Here is a 23,247-nt window from a genome sequence, read left to right as displayed (position 1 = left end):
AACTTCAATAACACCGCTAATTAATATGTACGCACTTTTGGTGGGAAGGCTTCACGCAGTTTCGGCTGCATATTGACTTCACGTCGTGTCATTGTTTCGGTTTGCGGTTGATATAATGTATGACATAACCAGTTCGCATCATCACGTTCTGGGAAATCGAAACGGCTATGAGCACCACGACTTTCTGTACGGTAATTAGCTGATACCGCAGTGGCATAAGCTGTTTCCATCAAGTTATCTAATTCTAAGCATTCAATACGCTGTGTATTAAACTCACTTGAATTATCATCGAGTCGTGCATTTTGTAAGCGCTCACGAATAACTTTCAATTCTTCTAAGCCTTTCGCCATTGCATCACCTTCACGGAATACCGAGAAGTTATGTTGCATACAAGATTGCAGTGCTTTACGGATTTCAACAGGATCTTCGCCAGAGCGGTTATTTTCCCAGCGGTTTAAACGTGTTAGTGCAGCTTCAACATCAGAATCACTTGCTTCACGCATTGTCCCCTGTTCCATTAGGGACTCTTTTAAGTGAACGCCAGCTGAACGACCAAATACCACGAGGTCTAATAACGAGTTACCCCCTAAGCGGTTTGCACCATGAACAGAGACACAAGCAATTTCACCGACTGCGAACAATCCAGGAATAACAACATCTTCGCCCTTCTCATTTACACGAATAGCTTGACCTGTGACTTTTGTTGGAATTCCACCCATCATATAGTGACAAGTTGGAATAACTGGAATCGGTTCTTTAATTGGATCAACGTGTGCAAAGGTACGAGAAAGATCGAGAATACCTGGTAACCGTGATTCAAGGACCTCTTTACCAAGATGGTCGAGTTTCAATTTCGCATGAGGCCCCCAAGGACCATCGCAACCACGGCCTTCACGAATTTCAATCATGATAGAACGCGCAACCACATCACGACCTGCAAGGTCTTTGGCATTCGGAGCATAACGCTCCATAAAGCGCTCGCCGTCTTTATTCAGCAAATATCCGCCTTCACCACGACAACCTTCGGTCACTAATACACCCGCACCTGCAATACCTGTTGGGTGGAATTGCCACATTTCCATGTCTTGCAGAGGAACCCCCGCACGAACTGCCATACCGACACCATCACCTGTGTTGATATGCGCATTAGTGGTGGATTGATAAATACGCCCCGCACCGCCTGTGGCTAAAATAGTGGCATTCGCTTTAAAATAAACCACTTCACCCGTTTCAATACAAATTGCAGTACAACCCACAATATCGCCATCTTGGTTTTTCACTAAATCCAGTGAGTACCATTCTGAAAAGATAGTCGTATGATTTTTTAAATTTTGCTGATATAGGGTATGTAACAATGCGTGCCCTGTACGGTCAGCAGCTGCGGCTGTACGAGCAGCTTGTTCGCCACCAAAATTTCTGGATTGACCACCGAATGGGCGTTGATAAATACGACCATCATCTAGCCGTGAAAATGGAAGTCCCATATGTTCCAGCTCTAAAATAGCTTCAGGGCCGGTTTTACACATATATTCGATAGCGTCTTGGTCACCGATATAGTCAGAACCTTTTACGGTATCGTACATGTGCCATTCCCAGTTATCCTCATGGGTATTACCTAAAGCAACGGTAATTCCCCCTTGCGCGGAAACAGTATGAGAACGTGTTGGAAAAACTTTAGAAATTAGTGCACATGACAGACCCATTTGAGAAATCTGTAAGGCGGCGCGCATACCTGCACCACCCGCACCAATAACAACTGCATCAAACTCTCTTACTGGCAGATTCATTACACACCCCACACCACAATGGTTCCATAAATAAGATAAACCAACAGCGCAACAACAATAATTAGCTGCAACGTCAGGCGTAATGCCAGCGGTTTAATATAGTCCGTTAACACTTGCCACATTCCAATCCATGCATGGATAAGAATAGAAAGCAGCGTCAATATGGTAAACACTTTGGTTAAGGATGAGCTAAAGAACCCACGCCATACCTCATAGGTAATTTCAGTTGTTGCAATAAAGCCCACAAGGTAAAGAACATATAAAACGATGATGATGGCAGACGCGCGCAGGAATAACCAATCCTGTATGCCAGTACGGCCTAAAGTAGAAGAATTACTTACCATACTAATACCCCCGCCAATATTGATAAAACAACTGTAATAACCATGGATGCAGCCGCTGAATTGCGACCTACAATCAAGGTTTCATCAATAAAGCCGAAGTCCATTAACATGTGACGAATACCACCACAAATATGGTATGCCAATGCCGTTAGGATGCCCCATAAAATAAACTTCGCGAAGAAGCCAGTCATTATTTCAGCAGCTTGCTGAAAGCCTTCAGGTGAGGAGAGAGAGGTGCCAAGTAACCACAGTAAGATGCCAACTGCGACTAACATGATAACCCCAGAGACACGATGCAAGATCGATGCGATAGCAGGGAGTGGAAACTGTATCGTCTGTAAATCCAGATTGACAGGTCTTTGTTTTTTCACAATTTATGCCCACACAGCTTTTATAATTTTTCCTTCCTCCGGACCTGGATGGAAATCAAACAGCGAATGGGGTACAAAGGCACATTTTAAGTAAAATGTTAAATCCGTCTATTTTACGAAAATTGTGGATTCGTTACGCTGGTTCTCCATACAACAACGGTTCCGGAGACCTGCGCGCAGTATAAGTGCTTCACAAACTTATTACAATTACCACACAACTTGTGTGCCTGACATTTGCCTCGAACAGTGAGAGGGATCACTATTTAATACATATGATGCAAAAATGATTATCATTTTTGACACATAGATAACATTTGCATTACATTCACTGCATAATTTTAATGTTTATGTTTTTTTTGTGCGCAAACACGCTTCCAGAAACCTCAAACTTATGTAAAAGTGTTGTCAGTACTAATTCTAAGTGCATTGCATAAAAAAGCACCTAAAAAAACATAACATCAAAAGCTCCTTAACATAAGTGACACACTATAGACCTAGGATTTACGGGCACTAAATAAAATTCGCTAGGTACCTTACATCAACTATAGTTTCACTATCGAAGTGCATCTTTATGAAGATACCCTCGACTTTGTTAGGAGACATATAAGCGCTAAGGAGATTATAAATGGCTGGTAATAAAGCTAAGCTAACGATTGATGAAACATCTGTAGACTTGGACGTTCTATCCCCTACACTCGGTTCCAAAGTTATTGATATTCGTACTCTCGGCTCCAAAGGTTATTACACCTACGATCCCGGCTTTACCTCAACCGCATCTTGTGAGTCAAAAATCACCTTTATTGATGGTGATAACGGTATTCTACTTCACCGTGGTTTCCCAATCGGGCAATTAGCGACTGAATCAACGTACTTGGAAGTGTGTTATATCCTGCTATACGGTGAAGCACCGTCTCAAGAGCAATACGATACATTTAAAACGACGGTCACTCGCCACACAATGATCCATGAACAAATCACTCGTTTGTTCAATGGCTTTCGTCGTGACTCGCACCCAATGGCTGTACTCTGTGGTGTAACAGGCGCCTTAGCTGCGTTCTATCATGATGCATTGGATGTCAGTAATCCCGTTCACCGTGATATCACGGCATATCGCCTATTATCCAAAATGCCAACTGTAGCAGCGATGTGTTACAAGTACTCTATTGGTCAGCCTTTCGTTTATCCAAAAAATGACCTCTCTTATGCGGGTAACTTCTTGCATATGATGTTCGCAACACCTTGTGAAGAGTATGTTGTTAATCCAGTGCTTGAACGCGCAATGGATAGAATTTTCATTCTTCATGCAGATCACGAACAAAATGCATCAACCTCCACAGTACGAACTGCGGGCTCTTCTGGTGCGAATCCATTTGCCTGTATCGCAGCAGGTATTGCATCTCTTTGGGGACCTGCTCACGGTGGTGCTAACGAAGCGTGCTTACGTATGCTGGAAGAAATCAAAACGGTTGAACACATTCCTGAATTTATTAAACGTGCAAAAGACAAAAATGATTCCTTCCGTTTAATGGGCTTTGGCCACCGCGTTTACAAAAACTACGATCCTCGTGCAACAGTCATGCGTGAAACTTGTCATGAAGTGTTAAAAGAATTAAACCTCAATGACAGCTTGCTTGAAGTGGCAATGGAATTAGAGCGTATTGCATTAAACGACCCATACTTTATTGAGAAAAAACTGTACCCTAATGTTGACTTCTACTCTGGTATTATTCTTAAAGCATTAGGTATTCCATCCAATATGTTTACAGTTATTTTTGCTATTGCACGTACTATTGGTTGGATTGCTCACTGGAATGAAATGCACGAAGATGGTCTGAAAATTGCGCGTCCTCGTCAGCTTTATACTGGTTATGATGAACGCCATTTTAAAAGTGAAATTAAAAAGAAATAGTTGATTTTTATTAATTATTTATCTTACTAAGCCCCATTTAAAACCGGGGCTTTATAATTTTAGTTACTAGAAATTAATCCGCTTTTTAAATATTCTTGTGGTGTCTGACCTGTCATTTTCTTAAAAAATGTAATAAAGGCACTGTCACTGGCAAATCCTAATATCTGACTAATATCTATATAGCGATGATGAGTTGCTAATAATTCAATTGCTTTCATTAACCGCCACTGCTGACGCCATTGCTGGTAACTTAAGCCTGTATCTTTATAAAATAAACGCGTGATCGTTTTTTCACTCGCTCCCACATATTTCGCCATTTCTTGTAACGGTGGTGGCAAATCATCAAATGATAAACGCTTTAATCGCCTATCTTTCGGCATAAATAAATGATTAGGTTGTCGTTGAGCCTGTGCGATTTCATCAAAAAAAACAGCTAATAGATTCGCATAACGCCCTTCTTCCCACTGTGTATCAAAATCAGCCACTGAAATGCGCTCAAGTATTTCTCGCAAAAGAGGAGAAAGCGTAAATATCTCACTCTCTCTTGGAAATTTATCATGATATTTATCGGAAATATAAACAGAGCGATATCCCACAGAGGCATACATTTCGACTCGATGTTCTAATTTTGCGGGGATCCACGCAATTCTCATGGGAGGTAAAACAGAAACCCGAGAGGCTAAAGTAATTCGCATACATCCTGACTGCGTAAATAATAATTGTCCTCTATCATGAGAATGAAATCCTGAATCGTGCTTTCCCATTTCTGCAGCAATACCCACAACTGATGCAAGATACTCTTCTGGCACAAAGTGGTCGTATTGATTAAGCCAAGCCATCACTTGTCCTATTTGAAAAACAATATGTCTTTATGTTTATAACAAGACATTCATCATCTCGGTATTCTGTTCATCAAGATTTAAGGATGTAGGATAAAAAGATGAACAAAAAACTCTCTTTATGGTTAGCAATTGCGTTAATGATGTTCCCACAAATTGCAGAAACCATTTATAGCCCAGCACTTACTGATATTGCAAATGGCTTTCATGTCAGTGCAAACGAGGCTGGACAAACACTTTCGCTCTATTTCTTTGCGTTTGCATTGGGGGTCATTATATGGGGTCGGTTATGTGATGTCATTGGTCGTCGTCCGACAATGTTAGCTGGGTTGTTTATTTATGCTATTGCTTGTCTTGGTGTTTTCATGACACAAGATTTTTCAGTATTACTTGGATTGCGCATGCTTTCTGCTTTTGGTGCTGCAGTAGGCTCAGTAGGTACACAAACCATTATGCGTGATGTCTATAGTGGTGATGAGTTAGCGAAAGTATTCTCAGTTATGGGAGCCGCTATCGCACTAAGCCCAGCAATAGGTATGTTAAGTGGTTCATTATTAGTCAGCTATGCAGGTTACCAAGGGGTATTTAGTGGACTTGCCCTTCTTGCTGTAATTTTATTGTTATGGAGTGCTTTTGCTTTACCTGAAAGTCGCCCTGAAACAATAAAAACAGCACCATTAGGAGAAACTGCAACAAAAATGCTTAAGGATAAGCAAATTACTAAAACCGTATTATTAATTGCCTTTTTTAATATCAGCCTTTTTGCTTATTATCAGTTAGCACCTTTTATGTTTGATAAACAAGGTTATAACGCAAGCACCTTTGGTTATAGTGGTATTGTATTAGCAATAGGTGTCGGTATTGGTTCTTATATTAATAAAGCACTATTAAATCGTCATTGGTCATGTGGAAATTTAGTGTTGCTCTCTAGTATTATTGCCTTAATAAGTGCCATTAGTGTTTATGTACTACGTAACCACATTAGCTTTATTATTCCAATGATGACGAGTGTTGTTGCTTATGGTATTGCTATTCCAAATATCTTAGCCACAGCATTAGCACAATATAAAGATCGTTTAGGCACTGCAGGAGCATTATTAGGCTTATTCTACTATTTGTTAATTGGTGGCGGGCTTGCACTTGCAGGATGGGGGCAAAGTTTAGCAATCACTTTACTGATTTGTAGTCTAGGTTCATTGCTACTCTCTTTTTCTCGTCAAACGACAAAATAATAAACCTAAAAGAGCTCCTTATGTTTAATGTGAGCTCTTTTTATTTTGCTCTTTTTCTATAAAATCAGGAGGTGTAGCGTTAAAAAATGAAAAAATATAAGGATAAACTATGCCAAATGGAATGAGTGCAACTCCCAACAACCTTGAAAAGAAATTAGCCCAATTTAATAATGAAAATAATCATTATCCACTTGAATTACCTGAATTAACTCAACTTAAAGATACACCATTATCTGATAATGTATATAAACTTATCGTCAACTCATATAAAGCATTATTAAAAGAGATGAAGCAAAAGACAATTGATGAGAAAAAATGGAATAAACACTCTTCATTTGTTCATAAAAAGGCACAAGAATCTTATGAGGCCTTATCTCAATATAATGAAACCAGTCTGAAAAATATTTTAAATCAGCTTAATTCACCTGAAGGTTCACTTAATGAATTAGATCGTGAAATTATTAAGTACGACAACATTATTACAACCTTACCTGAATTCACGATTTTTCATCTTATTCGCTCATACGATAACAATATCCAGCCAAAATATATTTCGAGTTATACCTTAAATGACTCTGGATCTGCGACTGTTTTTGAAAACATCGAATTACGCCATATCGAAAAAATCTTAATTCAACGAAACTATCCTAATGCTTCTCGCCTTGTTGCTGGATTTTTTCTTGGACAATATGGTATTGAATATTTATCAAATCCCGATCAAATTTGGCCTTTTTATTATCAACACTCGGAATATATTGCGGAAGCGCTAAAACTTATTCCTGATCAGAGTAATAATGACAACAGCAAATTTAGCCTTGATTATGTACTTCGCGTATTAAAAACCTACCCTGTAATTCCATCACAATTTATTCCTAAAGTATTACAGCTTGCTTTAGGCGATATACAAATTTATCGCTTTGATGCACAAGAGCTTATTGAAAAACTGCCAGAATCTCACTTATTTATTCAAGAAGGTCTGGCTTCAAAGAAAAAAAACGCCCGAATTATTGCAATAAATTGGCTAATTGAACGTAATAATCATGATGCTGTTCCAGCGTTAATCGCCTTATTAAAGACAGAAAATGATGACGTTGTTCGTACGCTTTTAATTACTGCCCTAGAACATTTTGGTGAAGATATTTCAGATTACCTTGATCCATTAATGCTTTTTGCAGAAGCTGAAATTGGCTTAAGAAATCACATTCCAGATAATTTATCTTGGTTTGATTTTAAGGCTATACCTCAATTGACTTGGAAAAATAATAACGTTGTCGAGCCTCGTATCATTCAATGGTGGATAATTTTAGCGGTAAAATTAAAACGACCTGCGGGTAATTCGTTATTGCATCGCTATATCAATCTGCTTTCGATAAAAAGCCAACAAACATTGGCTCAATTTCTATTAATTGCATTTATTACCCAAGATGTTGATACATCATCAAAAGATAAAGTTTATCTAAGTTCAGGACTCTCTTACTCATCCCCCATGTCTGCAATTAAAGAAAAAGGCATGCTAGGGCTTATTTTTGCCATTGAAGGTTATATTGCCGTACCTTTATTACGGAATTATATGCGTGATCATTACGAACGCCGAGCACAAATAGAAGCAATGATTGACGCTATTGGCGAAAGTAACGACCCGATTATTATTCAATTTCTACTTTCTATCTCACGTCGTTATCGTGCTGCATCTATTCAAAATAAAGCACGTCAATTGATTACTCAGATAGCGCAACGTAATCATTGGACTGAAAGTGAGCTAGCGGATAGAACCATCCCCACCGCAGGACTTGATGATTCAGGTGTACTGACTTTAGAGTATGGAGAACGTACTTTTACTGCAAAAATTAACGATAAATTGCAATTTATCTTATTTAATTCAGAAGGCAAAGTAATAAAAACATTGCCTACTCCGCGCATAAATGATGACACAACATTAATTAAAGAAACTAAAAAATATTTCACAGCAAGTAAAAAAGAATTAAAGCAAATTATCGAATCACAAACAGCCCGTTTATACGAAGCAATGTGTATTCAGCGTCAATGGTCAAGTGCTGACTGGCAAGAATTTCTGAAAACAAATCCTATTATGCATAAATTAATAGAACGCTTAATTTGGCAAGAAATAAAAAATGATAAAGTGATTAATACATTTCGTCCTGCAAATGATGGCGCATTATTAAATATCGAAGATGAAGAAATTACACTACAAAGCGATTCATCGCTTCGATTAGCACACGGTATATTTTTAAATGAAGAAGAAAAGCAGGCGTGGTTAGCACATTTTAAAGATTACAAAGTGGTATTTTTATTTTCTCAAATAGAGCATAACGCCCCACTATTAGACGATAAACAAACTCAATTTGAAGATAGAAAAGGTTGGTTAACCGATGCCTATACATTAAGAGGAGCAATGGCAAAATTAGGCTACCAACGAGGCTCTGTAGAAGATGCCGGATTTTTTAATTGCTACTACAAGTATTTTTCGAGTTTAAATATTTCCGTCATAATCAATTTTAGTGGAAATGGTGTTCCTGAAGAAAATGTTACGGTCGCCCTGTTGGAATTAGTCTTTGAACGTGGTCGTCAGAGTGGATTAGAACGATACAAATTAGTGGTTAATGACATTCCTGCCATTTTATTATCTGAAAGCTATGCAGAATATTTAAAAATTGCAGAGTCTTGTGCTGGTTTCTCACCTGATTGGGAAAAAAAATTACCTTGGTAGATATTTTTATGCCTCTTCTTATCCCGTATTGATTAAAAATACGGGATTTTTAATTACGATTGAACCGATTTTTTGCTATCAATTTTTCAATTGATCTCATTAAGTGTTAATGCTTAATTTACTAAACAGACAATTCTTAAATTTTTCAAATATCACAAAAAATGCCTTTATTATCATTTATTCATTTTCAGCATTTCTTCCTGATATAGCTCTCTGTATAAAACTATATTGAATATTAATAAAGCTTAGTTATCTTTTTCAGCGTTTATCTCTATAAATTTAACAAATAGTACCTATTGGCTTTATTTGCCACATTGATAATCAAATTGTTCGTTACGCTAATTCATGGTAAAAAAAACTGTTTATCCATACATAGCTTAAGGAACTGGCGTGATAAAAAAAATCTTAGACATTTTTCCTCTTTTTGGGAAAAAAGATGTCGATATTACTGAGAAACATCTTCAAGAATCTCTTGTCCTGCTTGCTGTATTTGATGAAGGATTACCTAAGCGTGCATTAGATTATGTGCTGACAGGTACAAATCCTGAAATTCTTTTTGAATTAAATAAACTGGATGCAGCAAAAGCGGCGGTTTATTTTCATCGTGCAGGGACATTAGAGTGGTGGTATGCCAGTAATATTGATACAGGAAAGTACAGCAAAGTTATCACCCAAGGCCTTAATGCCCGTCATAAGCTCTACTCTAAGGTTGGTGAAAGCTTTTCCGCAGAACAAGTAGCGCGTTATGCAAAAGTCATTGCAGCGGCGTGTCAAGATATCAATATCAAAGTGACCACAACCGAAGTGCCAACTTGGGTTATTTATCTTTTAGTTGATGCGTTTTACACCACTTATGATAATGCACGTAATCTTAATTTAGAACATCGTAAACATTGGACGATGGCATTTATTGCCGACATGCTAGCAAATGAAGCTAATATTGCAGGAGAGAATGCGTTATTTGCAGTATTTGATAGAAAAGATGTTTCTGAATACTATGCATCAAATCTTAAACGTATTTATGAACTCACTGATTTAAAAGATTATCTGCTTTCACACCAAGATTTTATTAGAACTAAATTAATTGAAAAGCTTTCAGCTAATGGTTTAGTCGAGCTCATTAATTACTTAAATAAAAATACGGTACTACGTGATACTTTTGCAGATATTATTGTGTTACTTGCCACCAGCAGTTTAAAAAGTGTTAAAAAAGCGGCTGAGCCTATTTTAAATACCTTACCTGCTGAAATTGTAAAAGCGAATTTAACCCATGTTTTAATGAATGGGACACCAAAACAACGGACACAAGCGGCTGATTTATTTGCTCGCCAAGGCGAGAACCGCGATGTACTTGAAGAAGCATTAAAAAATGAAACCTCAAAAGCCGTTATCAAAAGTATCGAAAGTGCACTACAACGCTTTAGTGTTGTCGATAATGCCAATACGGTAGAGGCGATTGAAGCCCCTGATTTCACACCTTTAGAAGATACACCATTACCGGATAGTGCCCGCGATATTATGGTGAATAATTTTAATGAAATGTTAGCCAAAGCAAAAGAAAATGCTGAACGTGAAATTGAAGAAAATAAGACCTCTAAACACTCTTATAATTGGGCTCAGCGTCATTATAAAGATTTATCAAAGATTAATGAAAAACAGTGTCGTGCATTAGTTGATAAACTCAATAGTGGACAAGGCACGATCCAGTCGAATGAAATTCAAATTATCAAACACAAAAACCGTATTCCTAATTTACCTGAATATACGTTTTTTCATGCTGTGCGCGTAATTACTAATAACCGTCAACATGCCGATCACTTTTCATCTCACTATTTTAATGCTGATATTCCTGAGCGTTTATTAAATGATATTGAATTACGCCACGTAGAAGATGTTCTCCAAAAATGCAGTTTTCCACGCGCTTCTCGTGTTACCGCCGCATTATGCTTAGAATCTTACCAAGATGGCTTGCGCCGTTTTCGTAAACCAGAACAAGTGTGGCCATTCTTCTCTCAATATACTGACTATATTGCAGAAGCTCTAAATCTAATGCCTAATCAAAGTGAACAACGTTATCGTCAGTTTGAAACATCACAGGGCATTGAAGTCTTAGGCCGTTTCCCAACCATTCCTGCACAATTTATTCCGCGTATTATGGAATTGGCGTTAGGTGAAAATAAAACACACCGTATTACGGCACAAAAATTATTAGAAACCCTGCCAAATATCCATTTAAGTGCGCAAGAAGGATTAACCTCAAGCAAACAAGAAATTCGAGTTACTGCAATTGAATGGCTAGCACGTTTAAATAATCCAGACTCATTGCCTGCACTTAATGCATTACTGAAAAAAGAGAAGCGTGAAGTAGTTCGTGCTTCTTTATTAACGGCATTAGAGCAATTAGGCGAAGATATTTCGAGTTATTTATCCCCTAAAACCTTGTTAGCTGAAGCTGAAAAAGGCCTAAAAGCCAAAGCACCCGCCAGCCTTGCTTGGTTTAACTTCGATGCCATTCCTGCGTTAACATGGGAAAATAAGAAGGCGGTTGATCCTGCGATTATTCGTTGGTGGATTATTCTGGCTGTGAAATTAAAAATGCCAGGAGGCAATGCGTTATTACAACGCTATATTTCTTTGCTATCTAAAGAGAGTCAAAATAAGCTTTCCAGCTTTATTCTGCATACTTTTGTTGCTCAAGATATTAAAGGCCCAACGTTAGAAGAAGCCATGGTTGAAGCGCAACGTGAGGCTCCAGGTCGCTTAAGCAATTATCAAAACTGGGCTAAACGCTATCCTGAATATTACGCCAAATACGAAAATTGCACTTTAGAGTTTGTGATAGAAGAGATTAAAAACGAAGTTTTACGTCGTTATTTAGGCTCTGCCATTAGTGATAAAGGCATGCTTGCGCTTATCTGTGGTATTGAAGGCCATGTTGCGGTGTCCGTGTTACGTAATTATATGCGTGACCACTATCAGCGCCGTGCTCAAATTGAAGCAATGATTGATGCAGTTGCATCAAGTAATGACCCTATTATTATTCAGCTTCTTCTGTCGTTATCTCGTCGTTATCGTACTGCATCTGTACAAGAAAAAGCCCGTAATTTAGTCACTCAAATCGCAGAACGTAATGGTTGGAGTGCGGACGAATTAGCGGATAGAACCATTCCAACTGCGGGCTTTGACGATACAGGAACATTAGTACTGGAATATGGCGAGCGTATTTTTACTGCCAAAATGGATGCTAAACAAAAACTAGTATTGTTTAATCCAGAAGGCAAAGAAGTTAAAGCCTTGCCCGCCGCGCGCAAAAATGATGATGCAGAGCTGATTAAAGAAGCAAAAAAACTTTTCACTTCAAGTAAAAAAGAGCTCAAACAAGTTATTGAATTACAAAGTGTGCGTTTATACGAAGCCATGTGTGCTCAACGTCAATGGTTAAGCGCTGATTGGCAAGAGTATATTTTAGCTCACCCTATTATGCATAAACTGATTGAGCAACTAATTTGGCAAGAAGTGAAAGATGGCGAAGTGATCAATACATTCCGCCCTTCTGATGATGGCGCATTACTTAACCTTGAAGATGATGAAGTAACGTTACAAAATGATTCATTAATACAACTCGCTCATGCCGCGTTGGTTAATGAAGATGAGCGTAAAGCATGGATTGCACACTTTAAAGATTACAAAGTGAAGTTCTTATTCCCACAAATGGAACATAAAATCCCTGATTTAGATCTGACACAAACCGAAGTTGAAGATAGAAAGGGTTGGATCACTGATACCTTCACCTTACGAGGTATTTTAACCAAAATGGGTTATCAACGTGGCCCTGCAGAAGATGGTGGCTCGTTCTCTCACTATTACAAATTCTTCTCTAGTTTAAACTACTACGTCAACATCGGTTTCAGTGGTAGCTATGTTCCTGAAGAAAACATCCCTGCGGTCTTATTTGATTTAAGCTTTGAGAAAAATCAGCAAGATTATTGGGATCGTAACAATATTGAGTTAAAAGAAGTACCGCCAATCTTATTAGCAGAGAGCTATGCCGATTATCTGAAGATCGCAGAAGCTTGTGCAGGATTCGATCCTGAATGGGAAAAGAAAACACCTTGGTAAAAGATAGGGATAATTAGGAAAGAATATGGCTAAAAAAGCACCCGCAGATCAACAAGCAATCAGGGAAAGTGCTGAAGTTCGATTTGCTCAAGAGTTAGCGTGTTTAACAAAAGCAGATGTTAATAATCCTAAACCACAAGGATGGCTTCGCTCTCCTCGTGCTGTACGCCAATTTATTTTAGGTGATGATGCGTTAGGCATCACACCTAAGTTTTTCGGCGATGATGCCTTGGTTGATCGCGCAATTGTCACATTATTAGGTAAGCAAGGTTTAATGCTAGTTGGTGAGCCGGGTACGGCGAAATCAATGCTTTCTGAACTTTTTGCGGCAGCGATCAGTGGTGATTCTGGACTGACGATCCAAGGTACAGCGGGCACAACAGAAGATCATATCAAGTATTCATGGAACTATGCATTATTATTAGCAGAGGGCCCAACAGAGCGCGCATTAGTGGGTTCTCCGCTTTATCAAGGTATGTTGCACGGTAAAATTGTTCGCTTCGAAGAGATAACTCGTTGCCCTCCTGAAATTCAGGATGTGTTGGTTTCTTTGATGTCAGAAAAACAGTTGATGATCCCCGAAATGGGCGACGGTGCGCGCATTAGTGCAAAACCAGGTTTTAACCTTATTGGTACAGCAAACTTGCGTGACCGTGGTGTACACGAGATGTCTGCTGCATTAAAGCGTCGTTTTAATTTTGAAACCGTAAAACCTATTCGTGATCCCGCGTTTGAAATCAGCTTAATTCAATCACAACTTGAAAATGAATTAGGCTCTTTATCAAGTGAAATCACCGTACCGACTGATGTGGTGGAATTATTAGTCACAACATTCCAAGAGTTACGTTCAGGTAATACGCAAGAAGGCGGTAATATCAAAACACCTGATGCCGTTATGTCAACCGCAGAAGCAGTAAACATTGCTTATGCCTGTGCATTAGAAGCGCATTATTTAGGTGATGGCGTCATGAATGCAGGTGCCATTGCGCGCCAATTAATTGGTGTTGTATTAAAAGACAATGCTGATGACATCAAGCGTATTCGTTATTACATGGATAATGTCGCCAGAGAGCGTGCAAGAAACAGTAAAGTGTGGAAAGCGTTCTTTGATTCATCGAAAGAGTTTTGGCAATAAAACGCTGAGATTAATTGCGACACATTAAAATACGTTATTTATCTATTAAAGGCAGAGTTAACTGACTCTGCCTTTTCACCCAGAAAAGGGATCGACACGGTGACGCTACCTTCAATACCTTTGCCAGAAAGAATTGACCAAGCACGACTGAAATGGACGTCGTTACAGCAACAACATCTCTATTTTGCCCCTGTACGCCACCATAGCCCCGCTTGCGCTTATGCAGTTTTATCCTTAATTGATTCAGTAAAACCTGACTATATTTTAATTGAAGGCCCTGATACCTTTAATTCACTTATTCCTAGTTTAATCGATAAAGAGACTCAGCCACCCGTTGCCATTATGGGACAAGCCGAGTATTTGCATAATGATGGTGACCAAGAAGAGCGTGAAAAATCACTACACTCTGCTTATTTCCCCTTTTGTGAATACTCACCAGAATGGCAAGCATTGCGAGGCGGTTTACGTATTAATGCTAAAACACGCTTTATCGATTTACCTTGGGCGGCTCAAGTCAATAATGAAGAGTATAGCGATTCGCAAAGCCGTAGCTTACAAAAAGAACGTTATTTAGCCCATAGTCAATTTATTGCACAATTAGCCAAAAAATGTCATTGCCGTGATCATGATGATGTTTGGGAACATCTTTTTGAATTACGCAGTATTGAAGCCTTAGCCGATTGGCAATCTCTGTTTAATGATACTTTTATTTGGTGCGCGCTTGCACGTCTTGACTATGAACCTGAAGTGCTTGAATCTGAAGGTTCTTCACAACGTGAAACGCATATGTTGGCGCATATTCAACTCATCAAACAACAAGAACCGAATGCTAAAATTCTGATTGTTACCGGCGGTTTTCATACCCTTGCATTAATTGAAGGTTTATCGAATTCACAATCTCACTCTTTTGCCATGACTAGCACAGAACAAAAGCAATTCACTAAAATGCAAAAAATGGGTCAAAAAGAGCAAGCTTGGCTCATTCGCTATAGTTTTGACCGATTAGATGCACTTAATGGCTATGCTTCAGGTATGCCATCACCGGCTTTTTACCAACAAGCTTGGCAAAGCTTGATGCAACAGCATCATGATAAATTAGAAAATACGGACATATCTAAACAGCCCACCCACGTTTATCGCAATAAAATGGGTATCGCATTTCTAAGCTCGGTGGCTCAAGCGATCAGAGAAAAACAATTTGATAATCCACCTAGCTATTTAGCGGTAAAACTGGCGGCTGAACAGAGTTTACGCCTCGCGCTATTAAGAGATCATGCAGGTACAGGTCGCTATGATCTGCTTGATGGTTTACAAAGTGCCTTTATTAAAGGCAGTTTAGACGATAGCCAAAGTGAATTATGGGCTGAAATTAAAACCTGTTTTTCAGGCTACCTTTTAGGCAAAATTCCATTAGGTACGGCAACTCCACCCTTGGTAAATGAAACCTATGAGCGCGCCAAAGGCTTCCGCTTTAAACTGGATGATACATTAGCAAAAACCACAAAATGTGATGTTTACCGTAACCCCCAACACCGTTTAAGAAGCCGTTTTTTACATTTATTGGCTTTCTTAGACATTCACTTTGCACATCGCGTCAGTGGCCCTGATTTTCTTTCAGGTCACCAACTCGATTTGTTATTTGAAGAGTGGCAATACGCTTGGACACCTAATGTGGAAGGTGAACTGATTTCATTATCAGAGAAAGGCTCTCAACTTGAAGCTATCGCTCTAAATAAGCTGTTATCAATGGAGAAGCAGCTTGAAGAACAAGGGCAAAGTCGTTCGAGCCAGAGTGCAGTTACGTTATTAATCCAAGCAGCACTAATTGGACTCCACCAGCGCATTCCATCACTCTTTAAACTGTTAGACAGTTATATTCAGCAAGATTTTCGCCTTGAGTCCTTAACACAATGTGGGCATAAACTGATCCATTTATGGCGAGGCCGGCAATATCTTGATATTACTGACGAACTTGCGCTTGAAAATCGCCTACACCAAGTTATTCCACAGGCATTCTTTTGCTTAGAGCAACTCGCTCAGGGTGACGAACAACAACAAGAAAGCAATCTACAGGCCCTGCTCTCTTTGCGTGAACTAATTGAATTTATGCCATCACTTACTTATCAACATGATTATAAACGTGATTTCTATCAGCAACTCAATCGTCTTGATGGTCAATTAGATACCGTCCCTTTATTAAAAGGTGCTGTTGATGCGTTACGTTATTTAGGCTCATATATTGATGAAAATACGCTCGTTAGCGCATTAAATACCACCTTTAGTACGGGCAGTGATCCAGAACAATCCATCGGTTACTTTGTCGGAATTATGCGAGCTGCACCAGAGCTTGTTATTCGCTTACCTTTATTGGTTGATCACCTAAATACCCTATTACAGCAATGGGATGAAGAACGATTTATTCAGATCTTGCCTGATCTGCGTTTTGCGTTTAGCCAACTCAATCCCAAACAAAATGCAGAGCTTGCACAATATATTGCCAATGACATTGGTTTAGACACACAAGCCTTGTCATTATGGCAGTCAGAATTTAGTGCAAAACAGATGCTTGAAGCCACCAAACTCAATCAAAAATTACAACAGCGAATAATGGAACAAGGCATCATTTCTTGGTTTGATATTAAGAAAGCAGAGAAAGGAGACAATGCTCATGAGTCAGCGTGATGACGATATGCCTGAGGATAAAATACAACAAGCAAAACGCTGGCGCCTGATTTTAGGCCAATATGCTGATGATGCTTTAGGGCAAGCTACGTTTAATGCCGAGGATCTTAAAGTTGAGCGCACACTCGATTTTCTCTATCGTCGAGAATACCAGCGCCGAGGGCTTCGCCAAGAGCGTGGCCGTCATGGATCACTTGATGCATCGCAACTCACTGCCGTAAATTGGCTCAATCAAGCACGTAAGCTTTTTCCTAATAGCACCTTTGAACGTATGCAATCACAAGCTATTGAGCGCTATCAAATCAGTAGTTTTCTTAAAGATCCCAATACGTTAAAAGCAATGGAACCTACAAAAGCGTTAGCCAAAACACTATTAAGCTTACGCGGACGAATGAGCGAAGATACGCGGGATGCTGTTAAAACGATTATTCGTAAGGTAGTTGACGATATTCTACGTCAAATCCGTAATAATTTTCGCCAATCATTAACGGGTCGCCGTAATCGTTTTAGACGCTCTTTAGTGCCTAATAGTCGTAATTTTGATTGGCGTGCGACCATTGCAGCAAACTTAAAACATTATGATACTCAAAATCGCCGCTTAGTGATTGAAACCCCTTATTTTAACTCACGTATGCAACAGCATTTTCCTTGGGATGTGATCCTTTGTGTTGACCAAAGTGCGTCAATGTCTAGCTCAATTATGTATGCGGCTGTTTGTGCTAGTATTTTAGCTTCACTACCTGCGGTTAATGTCTCTTTAGTCGTTTTTGATACTCAAGTGGTCAATTTATCACATTTAGCTGACGATCCCGTTGAAGTTTTAATGACCGTACAGTTGGGCGGTGGTACTGATATTGCCGGTGCAATGCAATATTGCGAAAGCTTGGTTAAAAATCCTAAACGTACCGTGATTTCACTTATCAGTGACTTTGAAGAAGGGGGATCTCTAAGTCGTTTATTAGATTGCACGCAGCGCCTGAATAGCCAACAAGTCAAATTGCTAGGGCTTGCAGCACTTGATGATGAAGCTCAACCTGCTTATGACTCTGCGATTGCACAAAAGCTCGCAGATAGAGGTATGCAAGTTGCAGCATTAACACCTGAACATTTCGCACAATGGTTGGCAGAGGTAATGCAATGAGTTGGCAAACTGTTTACTTTCATTACGATGAAGATGCGCTCACTGTCTTTGCAAATGCAGGATTATTAAGACGCGCAAGAAAAGATGTTGAAAACGAAAAAGTTTCTCTCACTGATGCCAATACAGGGCAGTTTAGCAGTGATGGGCAACATGTTGTTTTACATGAAGCGGGTATCCAACAAGCCAGTTGCGATTGCTCTGCTTCCAGTTGTTGTAAACATATTTTAGCGGCCATTTTATGGCTACAAACCAATAACAGCACCGATAATTCCAATAATGATAATAGTGTTGATATATTGCCAGAAGCTATTACTGAACCCGTTAAAATTACCCCGCTGTTACCCACGCTATTTGCTCTTGATCCGGAAGTCTTAATCAAAAAGTCAGGTAAACCGGCATGTCGTGCCGCGATTAAATTAGTTGAACAGTGGGAAAATACAACCCTTAACTTAGAAGACACAGGTACTCAGCTAAAAATTCAATTACCCAATGTCGATGAGCCTGTTATTTTCTTACAAGCCAGTGGTTATGATGGCATGTTATCACCTTTTTCTGACTCACAGAAAAAAGCGTTTCATCTCGCTATTGTGGCAAAATTATTTGAACAACATACACAACCTTGGGTATGGCCTGAAGAGCTAATAACCGTACAATCATCAAAGCGCCCTCTTAATGAGGAAGAAATCGCGCTAATCAGCACCATTGAGCAGTTTATTTATGACTTATTGCGCCAAGGGCTATCACACATCAGCTTAAGCAGTGCCACACAGTTGCATTTACTCAATATGTCAGCGCGTGCAGAAGGTTTACCTCGTTTAGCCTCTTATTTACGGACATTGAGTACTCAAGTTAAGCTGTTAGCTGAAAGACATTTCACTATGGATGAAGCCAATGTCTTACGCTTATTAGCCCATATTTCGGCGTATCTATTTCAATTATCTAATGCGGCACCTGAACAGTTAAAAGCGTTGCGAGGGCAGCTTCGTCGTCAATATGATGATAAAAAAACCAGCCTCTCTCTCATTCCTGTTGGGGCGAATTGGTGGACAGCACAAAGCGGTGCATTAGGAGCAACCTTTACCTTTTGGGATAATGAAGAAAAACAGCTATTACAAGCAACACAAGCTCGCCCTAATCAGCTTGATACCCTGTTTAATCGTTATGGTGTTTGGAATAGTTTGTCATTATGGAAGCAGACTGCAGATAAATTAATGCGTCGCCCTTTTTTATTGCAAGAGCCTCGTATTTCTGATGAAGGAAAACTGGCGACTGTTGGCGAGAGCTTCGCTCAAAACCACACTGATTTTCTTGATATTGTGGATTACAACACCCTACAAACTGAACTAGGCATCAATAATTGGCAAGTATTACCCGATTATTTTGCCAATCAAGCTGAAGGATTTCTTTCTCCCCTTGTTTTACATATCAAAAACTACAAACCTTTAATTTGGTACGAAGTAGAGCAATGCGTTATTTGGGAGGTGTCTGATAATCATGAGAACTCAGCATTCTTGCGCCTTTATTGGGAAGGAACAACACAAAATAATCTAGAGGAATTGCGCTTTCTTACCAAAAAAGAGTTAGAAATTGTTGCAATCACAGTGCAACCTGTTCGGCGTGATCTCAATATGGATTTATTGCCAACAACCATTTGGATTAAAACAGAGAAAGGCATTGAAATGTTTTACCTCGATTTTGACCAATTTCCACGTAAGAAAAAGCAATCTGGTTTTATTAGCCGTATTCAAGAATATATGGCTAAACGTAAGCAACAAACAGCAATGCATCACAGTGAGCCTACGTTAGCACAAAAATTCTGTCGCCCTATTTTATCGGTATTAGAAGCTCAGGCGTGTACTGGGCGGGAATTACTCTCTGAAATGCAAAAAGAGCAATTAGAAATAAGCAAACACACCGCAGATGATTTAGGAATGACATTAATTGCTGATCAATTAGCCGATTATTTAGCATTAACTTCCCGTGATTCACGGGCATTATTACAGTTAATTTGGTTATGCGATAATCTGCAACAATTGCAAAGCCCATTACCTATTCAACTTAACGAGTAATTATATTAGCGAAAAAAGCTATCTCTCTAATTAAAGAGAGATAGCTTTTAAAATAAGAATAAATGGGTTTATGCGGGATTATCAATATCAACAAATGTCACATCTAAATGATGTGTTTGAGCCAGCCATTCACCTAATGCTTTAATACCATAACGTTCTGTTGCATGGTGCCCCGCAGCAAAGAAATGAACGCCCATTTCTCTTGCAATATGAATGGTCTGTTCTGAGACTTCACCTGTCACAAAAGCATCTACACCTTGCTCTGCGGCATCTTGAATAAAACCCTGACCGCCACCGGTACACCACGCAATACTACGGATAGCTTCAGGTGCATTATCACCACAATGCAATACATTGCGCTGTAACGCCTTTTCTAAACGTTCTTTTAATTCAATAGGTGTTAAAGGTAAATCAAACACACCTTTAGGCACTAAAGGTAATATTTCACCCTCAACTTTAACGCCCATTTTTAACGCTAATTGAGCATTGTTACCTAAGATTGGGTGCGCATCTAACGGCAAGTGATAACCAAAAAGATTAATATCATTACAGAGTAATGTTTTTAAACGGTTGCGTTTCATTGAGCGAATAACAACAGGCTCGTTTTTCCAAAAATAGCCGTGGTGGACTAAAATCGCATCGGCGTTTAATCGAACTGCTTCATCAAGTAAAGCTTGGCTGGCAGTCACGCCTGTGACTATCTTTTGAATATGAGGACGCCCTTCGACTTGAAGGCCATTAGGCGCATAGTCTTGAAAATTTTCAATACTGAGCTTCTCATTGATCACTAATTCCAGATCAGTGTTCTTCATTTTATTCATCTCCCTGTTATCACGAATGCCACTATTTATATAACAATCTAATAAATAGCAATAGGTTAAAAGCATCCGTTTAAGTAAACCATTATTCTTTATTGTAACGTAAAATTTGCGGATTATTTGAAGTTAAGAAAAAACAAGAAGGTAGCATTGCAAAATGCTTAAATAAGGGGGGGATAAAAATAACGCCTACTTACGCAGGCGTTAATTTGATGTTCTGTTATTTATGGCTATTTAATGCCACTTCTGATTTTGCCAGCCAAACTGGTTTATCACTTGTTTTAGACCATACACGGTGTATATAGCTATAAAATTGTGCACGTTTAGGGTGGAAAACCATAACAGGAAATGCCGCAACACCTAGCGCAACAGCACCAGTACGACGGGCCAAAACATGTTTTTTTGTATATTCGTTATAAGCTGGCATAGTGCTCTCCTGTATAGAGATTAATTTGATGTTGAAATTTTACCTCATTTGATGAAATTTTACTACTGATCAGACCACTAAATTCGTGCGAAAAATCACCTTTATTTTGCTTGATATGTAATTAAATTTCAGAACAGAAACAAAAATGAAACATAAATGACACAATCATTAACAAAATAAGATCAGTATTTTTACCTAACCAAAGTTGTAGTAAATAATTTCGATAATAAATTATCAAAAAAGAGAAAAATCAAATAAGGAAAGAGAGGTAGGATATTTAAGAATGCGGGTTTTAGTATTAATAACATAGATCTACTGCTAAGTAATATATAACTGAATAATACATTTAGCAGTAAGTAATGAAATATTTATTCAGGAAAATCAAGAGAATCAACATCCATTGAATGATGGATAAGACAAGCGATAAATAGGCATCATTTTTTAGTAGCTAATAAATTGAGTGTTTTTTAAACTCAAATTGTCTCAAATCATCACATACCCAATTGCACTCTCGCCCAATCCAAGGTGCTCGAACAAGTAGCTCAAATGTCTGTTTTAACTCATTATGGTATTTTTTTGCCTGAGTTACACCAAATTGCTGAACGGTATAACGTGCAATTTGATAAATATCTTCTTCTGCTAAATTAGAAAGTTTATACATTTAAGTCCTTTTCAGCTCTTGCAAAAATATCATCCATGTTATTTTTACTTTCTGGTGAATTCACACCATCTAGTGCCATTTTACGAACTATTTGGAGCCGTTCTTCTCTGATTTCCATCATACGTAAAGCATCTCTGATTACCTCGGAGGTATTTCCATGACGTCCTGAATTAATCATTTCACCAACAAAACCATTAAAATGTTCACCCAAAGTTACACTCGTTACTCGTGCCATAAATCCTTCCTGCATTGTATTACTAAGTAATACAACAGGAGTAATAAATGTATTTATTTGCCAGCTAATACCATAAAAAACACCCCAATATTGAAAACCAATTTTGGGGTGTTATCAATTTTATAGCTTAAAAATATCCCGAACTTATTTCTTAACCGTTTTACCTTTACCACGTAGGGTTTCGGTTAATCCTTTCAGGAAGTATCTTACCAGTTGATCACCACAGTTACGGTAGTTTTTATGTCCTGGTTTACGAAATACAGCGCTTAACTCAGGCTTAGAAACACGGAAATCCGCAAGCTCATAAATATTAAGAATATCAACATCTTTTAGCTCAAAAGCAACACGCAGTTTTTTTAAAATAATGTTATTTGTGATACGCTTTTCAACTTCTGGTGCAGGGAAGTTTTCATCTTTCCCACGACGATAAAAAATTAGGCCATTTAAAAAATGCCCCATTGCATTATCGTCACATTCGACAAATTCAGGTTCATCGTCTTTTTTTAACCAGCAATTTACCAACTCTTTTGTAACGGTGAAATCAGCCAGTTTCATGATTTCAACAACATGCGCATCACTTAAATCCAACATGTAACGGACACTGCGTAAAACAAAATTATTTTGCATTGATTATCCACTCTGTTTGTAATTCTAAATCAACCTCAATGATGGATATCAATGTTGTGATCTAAAAATATTTAATGATTAAAAAAATACACTCTACCTTTTGGTAGAGTGTATTCTATATAA

17 protein-coding genes are annotated in these 23,247 nt (G+C 38.7%); 8 read left to right on the top strand and 9 right to left on the bottom strand.

Annotation, left to right across the window (positions count from 1 at the left end):
• Window positions 1–20 precede the first annotated feature (20 nt).
• From sdhA to sdhC, 3 genes are read right to left on the bottom strand one after another with little or no spacing between them, the layout of a single operon-like run.
• Window positions 21–1,787 (bottom strand): succinate dehydrogenase flavoprotein subunit, encoded by a 1,767-nt coding sequence (gene sdhA, locus INT04_RS16130; protein WP_193017131.1) that lies wholly within the window; start codon window positions 1,785–1,787, stop codon window positions 21–23.
• Window positions 1,787–2,131: a succinate dehydrogenase membrane anchor subunit gene (gene sdhD, locus INT04_RS16125; protein ID WP_006537664.1), complete on the bottom strand. Its 345-nt coding sequence runs from the start codon at window positions 2,129–2,131 to the stop codon at window positions 1,787–1,789. The genes sdhA and sdhD overlap by 1 nt, the downstream gene beginning before the upstream one ends.
• Complete coding sequence (sdhC, locus tag INT04_RS16120; RefSeq protein WP_193017149.1) at window positions 2,125–2,505, bottom strand: succinate dehydrogenase cytochrome b556 subunit; 381 nt, start codon at window positions 2,503–2,505, stop codon at window positions 2,125–2,127. The genes sdhD and sdhC overlap by 7 nt, the downstream gene beginning before the upstream one ends.
• Before the next feature lie 622 nt (window positions 2,506–3,127).
• Between sdhC and INT04_RS16115 the strand changes: the two genes are divergently transcribed.
• Window positions 3,128–4,411, top strand: a complete 1,284-nt coding sequence (locus INT04_RS16115) for a citrate synthase (RefSeq protein WP_193017130.1) — start codon at window positions 3,128–3,130, stop codon at window positions 4,409–4,411.
• A 59-nt stretch (window positions 4,412–4,470) separates the two neighbouring features.
• Here the strand turns inward: INT04_RS16115 and INT04_RS16110 are convergent, their stop codons facing one another.
• The gene (locus tag INT04_RS16110) at window positions 4,471–5,250 is read right to left on the bottom strand and encodes an AraC family transcriptional regulator (protein WP_193017129.1); all 780 of its coding nucleotides are present in this window, start codon (window positions 5,248–5,250) and stop codon (window positions 4,471–4,473) included.
• Window positions 5,251–5,351: 101 nt separating this feature from the next.
• On the opposite strand from INT04_RS16110, the gene INT04_RS16105 reads away from it, so the two are divergent.
• The 7 genes from INT04_RS16105 to INT04_RS16075 all read left to right on the top strand — a co-directional run bounded on the left by INT04_RS16105 (window position 5,352) and on the right by INT04_RS16075 (window position 20,356).
• Window positions 5,352–6,482, top strand: a complete 1,131-nt coding sequence (locus tag INT04_RS16105; protein WP_193017128.1) for a multidrug effflux MFS transporter — start codon at window positions 5,352–5,354, stop codon at window positions 6,480–6,482.
• 109 nt (window positions 6,483–6,591) lie between these two features.
• Window positions 6,592–9,210 (top strand): DUF4132 domain-containing protein, encoded by a 2,619-nt coding sequence (locus INT04_RS16100; RefSeq protein ID WP_193017127.1) that lies wholly within the window; start codon window positions 6,592–6,594, stop codon window positions 9,208–9,210.
• Window positions 9,211–9,600: 390 nt separating this feature from the next.
• Window positions 9,601–13,329: a DUF4132 domain-containing protein gene (locus INT04_RS16095; RefSeq protein WP_193017126.1), complete on the top strand. Its 3,729-nt coding sequence runs from the start codon at window positions 9,601–9,603 to the stop codon at window positions 13,327–13,329.
• A 25-nt stretch (window positions 13,330–13,354) separates the two neighbouring features.
• A complete protein-coding gene (locus INT04_RS16090; protein ID WP_193017125.1) occupies window positions 13,355–14,464 on the top strand; it encodes an ATP-binding protein in 1,110 nt (369 codons plus the stop codon).
• 99 nt (window positions 14,465–14,563) lie between these two features.
• Window positions 14,564–17,146: a DUF5682 family protein gene (locus tag INT04_RS16085; RefSeq protein ID WP_193017124.1), complete on the top strand. Its 2,583-nt coding sequence runs from the start codon at window positions 14,564–14,566 to the stop codon at window positions 17,144–17,146.
• The gene (locus INT04_RS16080; RefSeq protein ID WP_193017123.1) at window positions 17,133–18,287 is read left to right on the top strand and encodes a VWA domain-containing protein; all 1,155 of its coding nucleotides are present in this window, start codon (window positions 17,133–17,135) and stop codon (window positions 18,285–18,287) included. The genes INT04_RS16085 and INT04_RS16080 overlap by 14 nt, the downstream gene beginning before the upstream one ends.
• A complete protein-coding gene (locus INT04_RS16075) occupies window positions 18,284–20,356 on the top strand; it encodes an SWIM zinc finger family protein (protein WP_193017122.1) in 2,073 nt (690 codons plus the stop codon). Before INT04_RS16080 ends, INT04_RS16075 begins: the two co-directional genes overlap by 4 nt.
• Window positions 20,357–20,424: 68 nt before the next feature.
• On the opposite strand, the gene INT04_RS16070 is transcribed toward INT04_RS16075, so the two are convergent.
• From INT04_RS16070 to INT04_RS16050, 5 genes are all read right to left on the bottom strand, one after another.
• Window positions 20,425–21,168, bottom strand: coding sequence for a type 2 GTP cyclohydrolase I (locus tag INT04_RS16070; RefSeq protein ID WP_193017121.1), 744 nt, complete (start codon window positions 21,166–21,168; stop codon window positions 20,425–20,427).
• A gap of 226 nt (window positions 21,169–21,394) precedes the next feature.
• Complete coding sequence (locus INT04_RS16065) at window positions 21,395–21,601, bottom strand: YbfA family protein (protein ID WP_072070216.1); 207 nt, start codon at window positions 21,599–21,601, stop codon at window positions 21,395–21,397.
• Between the two features lie 448 nt (window positions 21,602–22,049).
• Window positions 22,050–22,262: a type II toxin-antitoxin system RelE/ParE family toxin gene (locus INT04_RS16060; RefSeq protein ID WP_226894140.1), complete on the bottom strand. Its 213-nt coding sequence runs from the start codon at window positions 22,260–22,262 to the stop codon at window positions 22,050–22,052.
• Window positions 22,255–22,497 carry a type II toxin-antitoxin system ParD family antitoxin gene (locus INT04_RS16055; protein WP_193017120.1) on the bottom strand — a complete coding sequence of 81 codons (243 nt, stop codon included), beginning with the start codon at window positions 22,495–22,497 and terminating at the stop codon, window positions 22,255–22,257. Before INT04_RS16055 ends, INT04_RS16060 begins: the two co-directional genes overlap by 8 nt.
• 144 nt (window positions 22,498–22,641) lie before the next feature.
• Window positions 22,642–23,124 (bottom strand): DUF1456 family protein, encoded by a 483-nt coding sequence (locus tag INT04_RS16050; protein ID WP_193017119.1) that lies wholly within the window; start codon window positions 23,122–23,124, stop codon window positions 22,642–22,644.
• Window positions 23,125–23,247 lie beyond the last annotated feature (123 nt).

The organism is Proteus sp. FME41 (genome assembly GCF_014897315.1).
Lineage (GTDB): Bacteria > Pseudomonadota > Gammaproteobacteria > Enterobacterales > Enterobacteriaceae > Proteus.
Note: the sequence above shows the minus strand (reverse complement) of the source record. Positions and strands in the feature narration are given on the sequence as shown.